Here is a 13,481-nt window from a genome sequence, read left to right as displayed (position 1 = left end):
GGGCGGTTTCCGGTCGCCGTCACAACGCAAGCGGGCCGCCCCTTTCGGAGCGGCCCGCGTCATTGCTGGTGTGAGGTTCTGTCTGCGGTTACCCGCCCGACGTGGAGCTGACCACCTGGTGGATGAGCAACTGGTGGTCCTGCGTATCGGTCAGGTCGCCGATGCTGGCGATCTGGGTGGCGGTAAGGCCGGTCAGGGTCACCGAATCGCCTCCCGCCGCCGTGAAGGTCACCGAGCCGTCGGCCGCGTGGTCCGAGCTGGCCGCCGAACTGGCGGAAAGCACCGGGGCTTCGCCGAACACCACCGACAGCGACCCGGTGTCGCTGGATGTCAGGTCGTCCAGGCTGAGGGTGACGTGCTGCGCGCCGTGGGCGGTAAGGTCGATGGCCTCGATGCCGGTGACCGTGCCCGCCGTGATGCGGCTGAAGTCCAGGGTTACGTCCTCGCCCTGCACCAGCAGGGTGTCGTGCCCGGTGCCGCCGTGCAGCCCCCCGAAGTCGTCGCTGGTGATGAACCCGTCGCCGCTGATGTCGCGTGCCACCAGGGTGTCGTCGCCCGCATCGCCATACAGGGTGTTCATCCCCACGCCGCCGTCGAGATGGTCGTTGCCATCGCCGCCATGCAGCACGTCGTTGCCGTCCCCTCCATACAGGTGGTCGTTGCCCGCGCCGCCGTGGATACGGTCGTCGCCGCTGGAACCGGTGATGGTGTCGCCATGGCTGGATCCGGCCACGATGAGGCCGATGCCGTGCGCATCGTCGGAGCCGTCGAACACGGTGCCCGTCTGCACGTGGGTGGTCAGGGTGGAGGTGGCCTTGTCCGCCGCATCGCCCAGGTCGTGCGCGGTCCAGGTGTAGTGCCCGTCGCCGGTGAGGCTGTAATGCAGTTCGCCGCTGGCGGTATCCGTCGTCCAGCCGGAACCTGCGTGGCCCATGCCGTCGCTGGCCGAGGCGTTGTCACCGAAGCCGATGCCCGCCGCGTGGGGACTGGGGTCGTCCACGCCCGCCAGCAGGTCGCTGACATGCAGCACGCCCGTGGCCGCCAGTGCGGCATCGTCGCCGGTAAGCGCGATGAGCGTGGCCGCTGCCGCCACGAGGCCGGGGGTGGCGTCCGCCACGGCGATGTCCGCGCTCAGGCGCACGCTGCTGCCGATGGTCAGGGCGGCCTTGTCGGCGGCGGCCCCGGCATCCTTGAAGGTGACGGTGATGCGGTCGGATATGGCCGCGCCCGCCGCGCCCGTCACCGAGAAGGTGGCCTTGCCGCCCACGTTGGTGATGGTCACCGCCTGGCCGTCCACGGTCACCGAGGCAACGTTGGCGAAGGCCACACCCTTCAGGGTGTAGGTGACCACGGCGTTGCTGTCCGGCGCGGACCCCGCAAGCTGATAGGTGATGGAGTTGTGGCTTTCCTCGGCAAAGGTGGAGGTGAGCGAGCCCACGGAACGCACCGCGCTTTCGCCGTCGGCAACGCCGTCCAGGGTGACGGTGAGGGTATGGCTGTCGCCCACCACGTCGTTGCCTGCCAGGTCGAAGCTGACCTTGGCGTCCACGGCCCCGGCGGGCACGGTGACCCGCAGCGAGCCGTCCGCGCCGATGGCCACCGCCGTGTCCACGGCCTGCCAGTCGCCGCTGGCGGTCTTGATCCACAGCGTGGCGGTGGAGCCGGGCGTCAGCAGTTCCGGCGTCTGCACGGTAAGGTCGACGCTGAAGTCGGCCACGGCGGCCTTGGTCATGCCGATGTGCAGTTCCGCGCTGCCGCCTTCTTCCGCCGTGCCATAGTCGCCCCTGGTGTCCAGATACACCTGCGGGCCGTCCAGGGTGTCGTTGACGGTGACCGTGTGGGCATCGCCAAGGGAGCCGATTTCGCCCCCGTGGCTGTCCACCAGCGACACGGTGAAGGTTTCCTTGCCTTCGGTCTGGTAGTCGTTCTGCGTCACCACGCTGAAGGCCCCGCCCCCCGCGCTGCCCTTGGGCACGCTGACCTGGAATTCCCAGCCCACCACGGTGGCGCCGTCGGGGCCGCCCAAGATTCGGACGATGCCGTCGGTGGATACCGTGCCGGTGCCTATCTTCACCCCGGCCAGGTCCGCCTCGGTCATGCCCGGGCCAAAGTCCACGCGCACGGTGAAGGTGGCGTCCTCTTCCACGGCCTTGTCCATGGAAATGCCGAAGCTGGCGGTGCCGTTGTTTTCCGAGATGCTGGTGGTGGACGCCGTCAGCGTGACGTCCGGCCCGTTGACGTGGTCGACGATGGTCACTTCCACGCTGCTGCCGCTGCCGATGAACCCGGCGGGGTAGCCGTTGTACGGATCGTTGGCCACGGGGGTGGCCGTCACGACGAACGTGCGATTGCCGTCGCTGATGTAATCGTCGGGCAGGCTGACCTGCACAGAAGCGGCGGAACCGCCGTCGGGAATGGTGACCAGGGTGGTGTAGGGCGCGAAGTCCTTGCCCTGTTCCGCCGTGCCGCTGAAGGTCAGCTGGAAGGTCACCGGGCCGTCGCCCAGGGCCAGGGCGTGCCCGTCGGCGTCCACCAGGTTGACCGTGACCGTCAGCGGGTGGGCCTGGCCTTCGGTGGCGGTGTCCGTCTGCGCGCCGGTATGGTCGGTGATGGTAACCTGCACCATGGGGGCGTCGTTGTCGATGATGGTGGCGGTGTCCATGCTGCCGTGCCCGTCACCGGCCACGGTGGCGTTGCCGCTGAGGTTGGACAGCACCACGGAATAGGTTTCGTCGCCTTCCACGCGGTTGTCGTCCACCACGTTCACGATGGGCGTGGTGCCGGTTACGGTCACCGCGCCGTGCAGCAGGTGGTCTTCGATCAGGGTGGCGATGAGCCCGTCGGCGGGCTTGCCGTCCACCACGATGGACGCCGCGCCGTCGGGCGCGAAGCTGATGGACACCGCGTGCGTCCCCCCCAGGAATTGCAGGTCGGGGATGGTGAACACCGCCGTGCCGTCCTCCATGACATCCACCGAGAAGCTCTCGGTGGCGGACATCCTGGCCAGTACCATCAGGCCGGAATCCACGGTCACGGTCACGTCGCCCGCCGTGTAGTCGTCGGGGCTGTGCGCGCTGTTGTCGAAGGTCTTCAGGGTAAAGCTGACGTCGCCGTTCTGCAGGGGCCGGTAATTGTCCGACAGGCTGCCAGTGACGGTGTACACCGACTGGTTCACCCCGTCGTGGCTGGCGTTTTCCGGCAGGTCGTGCGCGGCAAGGCCCAGGGTGACGCGGCCATGATCCGTGCCGCCGCCACCGCCGGGGCCGGTGACGTCCACGAAGCGGAACCCGTCGTCGTAGCGGGTTTCGCCGCCATCGGCGCCCACCACGCGCACGTGGTAGTAGTCGGTGTGCGGGATGGGCAGGGTAAGGCTGCCCATGTCCTGCCCGGCGGGGATGGTCACGGTGTATTCGTGCACGCTGCCGTCGCTGTATACCATCTGCACAGTGACGGTGACGTCCTCGTTGGCCGTGGCGTGGCCTTCGGCGTCGTTGCCCAGGCCCACCTTGATGGTGGTGGTGGCGTCGGCGGTGTTCTGGGTGACGTCCAGTTCGGTGATGGAGACCACCGGGCCGTGCATGTCGTCGGCGATGGTTTCCGTGCTGGTGGATCCGGATTCGCCGGGGGTGAAGCGCACCTCGCTGCCCTGCATGTCCACGATGGTCCACGACACGGTGTCCGTGCCTGCGTCCACGCCATGGCCGTCCGCGGCGGTGTCGTGGTCGTGCAGGATGTCCACGGTGAACCGGGCCGATGCCTCGCCCGCCTTGACGATGACGTAGTAGTCGGCGCCTTCGGGCCTGTCGGCGTAGCCGGGCAGACCCGAAGTTTCCGACGCCGCGTGCAGGCCGGTGCCGGTGCGGAAGTCGGTGCCAAGGCCTTCAGATCCCAGCTTCAGCCACACCACCACGTCCTGCGCGGCAACTTCCGTGAGGATGATGGTGTAGCCCACGGTGTTCACCGTGTCGGTGGTGTTGACGCCGCCCGCGAACTCGGCGGATTCGCCAGGGGCCACGGGTTCGCGCACCACGGTTTCCGGGCCGAAGTATTCCAGCGACGGGCCGTCCAGCTTCGCTTCGTGTCCGGCGGCGGTGTCGTCGGTGATGGTCACCGTGGCGGTGGTCCTGGCGTCGTTCAGTCCGGCCTCGTGCCCGGACACGCCGGTAAGCTTCACGGTAAAGCTTTCACTGCCCTCGCTCAGGCGGTCGTCGGCCAGCTTCACCGGCAGCTTGGCTTCCCAGCGCCCTTCCGTGGCGTTCCACGTCCAGTCGGAGGGCTTCAGCGTGTACGAAGTGGTGGTGAAGTAGTCCTGGTCGGCCCCTGCGGTGTCGCCCGTGGCGCCGAACTTGAGCGACACGGTGATGTTCTGCACGGGGCCTTCGTCCACCGTGTACAGGTCGCCGTCCTTTTCGTAGAGCACCACGGTGAGCTGGGCCGAACCGTCGCTTTCCTGCACGTGTACCGGGCTTTCCAGCCCCACGCGGAAGCCGTCGCCTTCCGCCGCGTTGCCTTCATCGTACACGGTGGTGGACTGGTTGCGCTGCCCGGCGATGACCACGTCCATGGTGGACGGGGTGTCTTCCACCGGGTGGATGTTGCCGATCTGTACGGAGTAGGTTTCGCCGTTGTCGCCCAGCCTGTCGTCGATGGCGGCCACGCGCACGGGCAGTGCGTCGTCCAGCGGGCAGCCGTCCAGCACGGTGAAGGTCAGGGTCCTGCCGTCGGCGGATACGGATGCGACGCGCACGTAGCTTTCGCCTTCGGCATTGCTGCCGTAGCGTTCGGCCAGTTCCGCGTTGAGGGCGGCAACCAGCGCGGCACGCCCGTCGGCGGTGGTCAGGTTGAAGGTCATGGCCGTCCACCCGCCGTTGCCGTCGGCCACGGCCCAGGTCACGTCGCCGGTGTTGGCCATGGTGGTGTTGTCGGTGGTGTCGGCGTCGAATTTGGCGGAGCCGTCCTTCAGGGTCACGTCGAAGCTGAACGAGCCCGCGGCAAAGGTGCCGTCGGTGGCGCGCCCGCCCGCGTAGGCCCAGCTGACCGTGTAGGTGGCGATGTCGTGACTGTTGTCGCCGCTGGCGTTCCAGCCATCGTTGCCGCCCCCCGCCGGGTTCACGCGCGCTCCGTACGCCGCGTCCTCGTACACCTGCGAATCGCCGGTCAGCGAAAGTTGCAGGGTGGGCGCGGCGTTCAGGTGCAGGGTCAGGGAGGACGAGGCGGAATCGCCATCGCCGTCCGTGACCGTGTAGTTAACCTTCATGGTGAAGGAATCGGCAATGTCCTGCCCCGGCACGCGGGTGAAGGTGTAGCTGCCGTCGGCGTGCAGGGTGAAGGTGCCCGCCGGGACCGAACTGCCGGGGTTGTAGATGGTCACCGGGGTGTCCAGCGCAAGGCCGCCGTAGGTGGTGGAACCCACCACCACGGAAAAGCCGGTCACCGGGCCGCCGCTGCCCGTCCAGCCATCAGTACCGGAGGCGTCGGGCGTGCTGTCCGTGCCGTGCGAGCTTTCACCGGTCAGCACGTTGCCGTCGATGGCGGTCACCGTGGCCTCGTCGAAGGTGTTGTTGTCCGCGTTGGCGGTGGGGCCGTCGTCGTGCACGGTCACCTGCACCGTGGCCGAGGTGGTGTCGCCCTCGTCGTCGGTGACGGTGAACCGGAAGGCGGGCAACTCCTGCCCTTCATTGTGGTTGCCGGTGTTTCCGTGGGCCAGCGGGGCATACTGCACGAAGGTGACCGTGGCCGTGCCCGCGCCGGAAAGGTTGGCATCGGCAATGACCACCACGAAGGCGGTGTGCTGCACGTCGTCCTCGGTGTACACGCCGTGGAGCACGTGCGGGTCGTTTTCATCCACCGTCAGCGTGATGTCCGCGCCCGATGCGGTGCGCAGCACGGTGCCTTCCGGCACGGCCTGCGTGGCGTCCCAGGCGATGGACACGGCAGAGGGCGTGGCCTGGTTGCCAGCCGCCTCTGCGCTGCCGTCGGAATGCAGGTCGAAGGTCACGGTGCCCCGCGTGGCCGACAGCGCATCGGCGGCGGACAGGTCAAGGCCCGCCAGCACGGCATTGACCGGGGCGGACAGTGTAGAGGGGTCCACGTCGCCCTTGCCGCCGTACTGCTGCAACCCGGCGGATTCATCGGCCACCAGGGTCAGGGCATGGCCGGTGGTTCCATCCGGCGTGATGTCCGGGTGGTCCTCCGTGCGCGAGACCACCACGGTGTCCGTGGTTTCGGAAGTGTTGTTGGCGGTGGTCAGTTCGCCATCGGTCACGGTTTCCTGCGCCACGGCGGCCACGGTCAGGGTGGCGCCGCCATCGCCTTCGCGCGGGGTGCCGTCGCCCCAGCGTTCGTCGGACCAGTCGCGCGGGTCGAAGGTGAGGTCCGCGCCGATGCTGGCGCTGTCGCCGGAATTGATGCCGCCGTAGCTGGCGGTGGTGGCGTCCGTCACCTCGATGACCAGGGTGTAGGTGGCGTTTTCGCCCAGGGCGTGCAGCGGCGTGGTGACCGGCTGGTGGGTGACCGGGTCCACGATCACCCAGCCTTGCGGCAGGGTGCCGGTGAGCACCCAGTCGGTGGGGATGTCGCGCACTTCGATGTAGTGGCGCTCCGAGCCGTCCAGGTCGGTGAAGGTGGCCGTGGCATGCACGGTGACGGGCGTTTCCTCGGCAGCCGGGGCGGACTGCGCCGTGGCCTCCAGGCCGGGCTTGTCGGCCACGGCGTCGATGACCAGCGTGAAGGTGCCGGAGATGGCGTTGGTCATGCCGGAATCCGGGTCGCGGATGTCGGCGGTGGCCGAAAGATTCATGTCGGCGGAACTGTCTTCCGGCGGCCGTACGAAAACGCCCGCGGCGATCTGGGCCGGGGTCAGCGTGACGGTCTGGCCGGGGCCGGTCACCACGAAGCTGCCGGGTCCGAAGGACGGGTCGCCGATGCTGATGGTGGTGCCTTCATGGAAGCCGGTGAGGGTGAGCTGGGTCAGTTCCTCGTTGTCCGCCGGGGTGAAGGCCACGGTAAGTTGCAACGGCTGCTCGGGACCGCCCGTGGGGTCCAGGTGCTGGTCGGGCCGGTTGTCCTCATAGCCGCCCAGGGTGGTGGCCAGGCTGCCGTCGGGGTTTACCGGCAGCAGCGTGAAGCCCAGCGTGCCGGACGCGGTGTCCAGGGGGCCTTCGGCGTCCAGGGTGGGTTCCACGGCGCTGTTCCAGAAGAACGGGGACAAAGGATCCATGCGGTCCACCCCGGCGATGAGGCTGCCGGGGTCGTCGCTGTAGTCGCCGACGCCCCCACCGGCAGCACCCGTGCCCGCACCCGGACCGGCGGCGGGCAGCAGGTCGGGCTCCAGCGCGGCCAGAAAGTCGTAGCCGGAAATGGTGCCGCCTTCGGGAAGGCTGAATTCCGGCAGCAGGTCGGCGTTGTTGCCTTCGAAGAACCCGGACAGCACGATGCGGCCGCCATCGGGAAAGCTGAAGACAAGGTCGTCGCCGCTGCGGTCAAGGCTGGCGGCATCGGTGGGAAAGCCAAGGGCGAAACGGGAGTCGGCGTTGGCGTCGAAATGAAGCTCCTGCCCGGCAGAGGGCAGGAGCAACGTGACAGGCTCTGTGGCGGGGGCGGTGCCGCGCCCGGCGGCACCCTGCGGGGAACGGGTCATCGCTACCTCATGATATCTGCGCGCCGTACGGGCACAGGTTGGGCGGGCAGGTGCGACTGCCCGGAGTCATCAGGGCGGACTTCCAAGACGCGTTTTCGCGTAGGCGATGCACGATGCACCGTCATGCAGTGGAAAGATCTGGAAGACCGATTCTGGGCATATATGCGTTTGAGTAAACTTCGGCAAGGAAATGTACGCCAGTGTAGTGAAAATGGGGGGAGACGTGGTGAAACATGCAGTTGCGTGAACGGAAATGTGCAGCGATTCCCACGGGGACGGTGACCGTGTTGCGAAATATTGTAATGGCGCACAGTTTTTGATGGGGGAATGATGAAATGCATGATGCTGTGAGGTAGGGTTTTTCCTACGTCGCACTGTGAAGACGATGCACAGGATTGTTGAATGGCGCGGAGAATCCGGTTTTTCCGGATTGGCCTGCCGTCTTGGGGCACGGCGGAACGGCAGGGGATTCCCTATCCTTTGGGAGGGGCAGGGCGCGGCGGGAGTGGCGGGGCGGTGGCCGCGCATGGCGGGGCGCCGTCATGCGCGGAACAGGTGCAACGACCAGGAAAGGCCGCCATAATCCGGTTGCGCGGCAGGGTGCCCGCGCGTATATGATGAAATGTCCGGAAAGAGGGGGCAGTTGCCGTCCCCTCGCCGCGCCGTTGGTCATTCACCTCATGAGGGGTTCCGCCGTGTCAGACAAGTCTTCCTCCCCGCCCTCCGCCCGCCCCGAAGCCACGCAGCCCGGCAAGGAGCCGGACAAGGCGACATCCGGTCGAGAGTCTTCACCAGCAGCAGGGCTTTCGCCTTCGGGAACCTTGGGTGCGTCTTCCGCGGCGCGGCCGGAGGCTCGGCCTGGCGAACGGCCTTCTCCGGTCGGCGCAGGCGGCGCCGGTTCTCCCGCTACCCCCGGGACGTCCGGTTCCCAGGGGGCTCACGGCCCGTTGGACAAGGCGTCCCAGCGTCCGGCTGGCCCCGATGCGGCAAGGCCTGCGGAGCGCCCCTTGTCGCGTTTTTCGGAGCGGAACCCCGAGAAAACACCGGACAAAGCATCGGACAGGGCTGCGGGCAAACCGGCGGACGCTCCGGCGTCCAGACCTGCCGAGCGGACCCCGGAAAAGAATTCGGAAAGATCTGGCGAGAGGCCCGCGAGGCCTTCGTACGGCTTTGCCGGACGCTCCGGCACGGGCAGCGACGGCGAGTCCGGCAAGACGGTGGGCAGCGACGGCGCCAGGCCAGCGGGATCGGCTTCGCCGATTGGCGCCGCAGGCTCTGCCAGTCCTGCCAGTCCGGCTGCTCCGGCTGGAACCTCCAGGCCCGCCACCCCGCCACCCGGTGCCCGGCCTGCCGAGAGTGGCGGCAAGATTTCCGATGTGCCCGCCAAGCCCGCGGGCAGCACGACCGCCCAGTCCGTGCAAGCAGGGCAAGCAGGGCAGTCCGTGCAAGCAGGGCCGTCCGCGCAAGCCGGGCAAGCCGGGCAAGCCGCGCAAGCCGGGCAAGCAGGGCAACATCCCCGGCCTGCGGCGGCTGCCCCCCCCCCACCGGGGGCACCGGCCAGTCCTGCCAATCCAACCAATCCAACCAATCCGGCCAGTCCTACCAATCCTGCCAATCCGGCCAGTTTGGCCAATCCGGCCCGCCCCGCCAGCCCCGCTGCCCCAGGGGGGGCGGCTCCCGCTTCCGGTCCGGCTGGCGCACCCAAGGGGACCGTGCCCGGACCTTCCGCCCCGGCGCCGCGTGCGGTCATGACGCCGGACCCTGACCGCGCCGCCGCCTTCGCGCGGGAAGAGCCCATCCCCGCCGTGGGCGCGCCGCGCCCCGTGCCGCCCCCGCCGCCTTCGGCCATCCCGCGCGCTGCGGCTGCCGCAGCAGCCGCGGCGCTGGAAGGCCCGCAGCTTGACGCCGCGCTGGAACCCCCGGTGCCGCAGGGCGGCATTCCCGACATGCGCGGGCTGGACCCGGCGGACGTGGACTACACCCCGCCGCTCATCGAATGCATGGCCTTTCTGTTCCGCCTGCACGGCAAGCCCGTGTCCACGCGGTTTCTCGTCGCCGGGTTGCCCATGTCGGACGGGCCGGTGCATCCCTCCGCCTGCATCCGCGCCGCGCGCACGGCAGGCATGGCCTCCAGCGTGGTGTACCGCCCCACCCTGGACCGCATCTCCGCGCTGACGCTGCCATGCATCCTGCTGCTGCGGCAGGAAAAGGCCTGCGTGCTGCTGGGCCTGAACGGCGACAAGGCCGAGGTGCTGTTTCCCGAAACGGGCATGGAACCGCGCAGCGTGCCCGTGGACGAACTGACCAAGGAATACACCGGCTACGCCATGTTCGCCCGGCTGGAAGGCAAGCTGGACCGCCGGGTCAGCGAGATAAAGCTGCTGAAGGCCAAGCGCTGGTTCTGGGATACGCTGCTGCACTTCCTGCCCATCTACAAGCACGTGCTGTTCGCCAGCGTGGTGGTGAACCTGCTGACCATCGTCAGCCCGCTGTTCTTCATGAACGTGTATGACCGCGTGGTGCCCAACAGCGCCACGGAAACGCTGTGGGTGCTGGCCATAGGCATCGGCATCGCCTACGTGTTCGACTTTCTGCTGCGCAACCTGCGCAGCTACTTCGTGGACGTGGCGGGCCGCAACGCCGACATCGTGCTGGCCAGCCGCCTGATGAACCAGCTGATGAGCCTGCGCCTGGACGCCAAGCCCGACTCCACCGGGTCTCTGGCCAACAACCTGCGCGAGTTCGAATCGCTGCGCGAGTTCTTCGGCTCCACCACGCTGCTGGCGCTGGTGGACCTGCCCTTCCTGGTGCTGTTCGTGCTCATCGTGTGCTTCATCGGCGGCCCCATCGGCGTGGTGCCCATGCTGGCGGTGCCCATCGTGGTGGGCATCGGCATGCTGCTCCAGTTGCCGTTCCAGCGGGTGGCCGAGGCGGGCTACAAGGAAGGCATGCAGAAGAACGCCCTGCTGGTGGAGATCATCAACGGGCTGGAAACGGTAAAGTCGTCGCTGGCGGAAGGCCGCATGCAGCACGCCTGGGAAAAGGTGGTGGGCATGAGCGCCGTCTCCAATGCCCATACCAAGGGGCTGGCCAACATCTCGGTGACCATGTCCATCCTGTTCACCCAGTTGGTCAGCGTGACGGTGATCATCTGGGGCGTGTACCGCATTTCGGACGGCCTGCTGACCATGGGCGGGCTGATCGCCTGCAACATGCTGGCCTCGCGCGCCATGGCCCCGCTGAGCCAGGTGGCGGCCATGCTGGCGCGGTTGCAACAGTCGCGCATGGCCCTGAAGTCGCTGGACATGCTCATGAACCTGCCCACCGAGCGGCCCGAAGATCGTCCTTATGTCGACTTCGGCCCGCTGGAACATTCCATGGTTTTCGAAAGCGTCTCCTTCGCCTACCCGGGCTCGGAACGGCTGGCGCTGGAGAACGTCAACGCCACCATTCGCCCCGGCGAGCGGGTGGGCATCATCGGGCGCATGGGGTCGGGCAAATCCACCCTGGGGCGTCTGGCCATCGGCCTGTACCAGCCGCGTGACGGCGCCGTGCGCTTCGGCGGGGTGGACATCCGCCAGATGGACATGGCCGACCTGCGCTCGCGCGTGGGCTACCTTGCCCAGGACAACTACCTGTTCTACGGCTCGGTGCGCGACAACATCGCCATCGGCGTGCCCAACGCCGACGACAGGATGATCCTGCGCGCCGCCACCATCGCCGGTGTGGTCGACTTCGTGCGGGGGCACCCGGCGGGTTTCGGCATGCCGGTGGGCGAGCGGGGCATGGCCCTTTCGGGCGGGCAGCGTCAGGCCGTGGCCCTGGCCCGTTCGCTGTTGCACGACCCTGACGTTTTGATACTGGACGAACCGTCCAGCAACATGGACAATTCGTCGGAAATGGCGCTGAAGCGGCGCCTTGCGGAAATACTGGACAAGAAGACGCTGATTCTGGTCACCCACCGGGTGAGCATGCTGGACCTGGTGGACCGGCTGATCGTGCTCGACCATGGCCGGGTGGTGGCTGACGGCCCCAAGCAGGCCGTACTTGCCGCGTTGCGCGGCGATCAGGTGCGCGCGGCGGGGCCTGCGCGCTTTTCGGGCGCGCCCGCCCAGGCGCCCAGACCACCGCAATCACCGCAATCACCGCAACCACCGCGACCACCGCGACCACCGCAACAGGGCTGATGCGCGGCGCACCAGCGGAGCATGACCATGGAACACGACAAGACCACAACGGGCGAGCCGGGGCCCGCGACCACTCCCGGCACTCCTTCGGGCGCCCCGCTCGGGCCCCCTCAGGGCGCGCCCCTGTCCATGCCGCCCGGCATGCCGCCGGGCATGGCTCCGGGCATGGCTCCGGACAGACCCGGGGACGCACAACCCGGCATGGGCGCGCCTGCCGGTGCGACCCTGGGCCAGCGCATCGCAGAGGCCAGCCGCACCAGCGCGCTGGGCAATGGCGGGGCGCACGGCGTGCATCGCGATGACCTGGAATTCATGAGCGAGGTGGACGCGGCCCTGCACCGCAAGGGGCATCCGCTGGCCTTTCTGCTGTCCGCCTCGTTGGGGCTGTTCTTTCTGGTGTTCATCGGTTGGGCGGCCTTTGCCTCGCTGGACGAGGTGACGCGCGGCCAGGCCCAGGTCATTCCTTCGCAGCGCATCCAGGAAATCCAGAACCTGGAAGGCGGCATCATCAGCGAAATATTCGTGCGCGAAGGGCAGATCGTCGAAAAGGGCACGGTGCTGGTGCGCCTGGATAACGAATCGGCGGCCAGCTTTTTCCGCGACGCAGTGGCGAAATCGTACGAGCACATGGCCGCCATCGCCCGGCTGGAGGCGGAACTGTCGGGCAAGGATCCGGTGTACCCGCCGGAAGTGGTGGAGAATGCCCCGCAGGTGGTGGCCGACCAGACTTCCATCCACAATGCCCGCAAGCGTCAGCTGGAACTGGAACTGAGCGTGCTGGAGAGCCAGCTTACGCAGAAGCGCCAGGAAGTGGAGGAAATGGTGGGGCGGCAGGGCCAGTTGGGAGCCAGCCTGCGCGTGGCGCAGGAACAGCGCGACATTGCCCGCCCGCTGGTGGAAAAGCAGATTTATTCCAAGGTGGACTACCTGAGCCTTGAACAGCGCGTCATCCAGCTGCGCGGCGACATCAGTTCGCTGGCCGTGAACATCCCCAAGGCCCGCAGCGCGGTGCACGAGGTGGAGCAGCGCTTGTCGCACCGCAAGGCCGAGGTGCGCTCGCAGGCGGTGGAAGAAATCAACAAGCGCCGCGTGGAACTGAATTCGCTGCGCGAAACCCTGTCCGCCGGTGAAGACCGGGTGACCCGTACCGACCTGCGCGCCCCGGTGCGCGGCACGGTGAAGCGCATCATCATCAATACCCAGGGCGGGGTGGTGAAGCCGGGTGAATCCATTCTGGAACTGGTGCCGCTGGACGACACACTGCTGATCGAAGCGCGCATCCGCCCGGCGGACATCGCCTTCCTGCATCCGGGTCAGAAGGCCATCGTCAAGATCACCGCCTATGACTTCTCCATCTACGGCGGCCTGGAGGCGGGGCTGGAGCAGATCAGCGCGGACACCATAGAGGACCGCAAGGGCGAGTTCTACTATCTGGTCAAGCTGCGCACCAAGAAGAACGCCATTACCTATCGCGGCGAAAACCTGCCCATCATGCCGGGCATGACCGCCACGGTGGATATCCTTACCGGCAAGAAGACGGTGCTTGATTATCTGCTGAAGCCCATCCTGAAGGCGCAGCAGAATGCCCTGCGGGAGCGTTGATGCGGCAATGGGCCAGGGATGAGGGAAACGGCGCGGGCAACGCGCCGCATCAT

At 67.7% G+C, this 13,481-nt stretch carries 3 protein-coding genes; 2 read left to right on the top strand and 1 reads right to left on the bottom strand.

Going from position 1 to position 13,481, the window contains the following annotated elements:
* Positions 1-88: 88 nt before the first annotated feature.
* Entirely contained in the window at positions 89-7,639 is a 7,551-nt protein-coding gene (locus DESTE_RS06175; protein ID WP_084559377.1) for a Calx-beta domain-containing protein, read from the bottom strand.
* Between the two features lie 1,946 nt (positions 7,640-9,585).
* On the opposite strand from DESTE_RS06175, the gene DESTE_RS06165 reads away from it, so the two are divergent.
* On the top strand, positions 9,586-11,826 hold the full coding sequence (locus tag DESTE_RS06165) for a type I secretion system permease/ATPase (RefSeq protein WP_035069860.1): 2,241 nt from the start codon (positions 9,586-9,588) through the stop codon (positions 11,824-11,826).
* A 312-nt stretch (positions 11,827-12,138) separates the two neighbouring features.
* Entirely contained in the window at positions 12,139-13,428 is a 1,290-nt protein-coding gene (locus tag DESTE_RS06160; protein ID WP_051384586.1) for an HlyD family type I secretion periplasmic adaptor subunit, read from the top strand.
* The last annotated feature ends 53 nt before the right edge of the window (positions 13,429-13,481 follow it).

The sequence above is a fragment of the Nitratidesulfovibrio termitidis HI1 genome (assembly GCF_000504305.1).
Classification (GTDB): domain Bacteria; phylum Desulfobacterota; class Desulfovibrionia; order Desulfovibrionales; family Desulfovibrionaceae; genus Cupidesulfovibrio; species Cupidesulfovibrio termitidis.
This window is presented reverse-complemented; position numbering and strand designations above follow the sequence as displayed.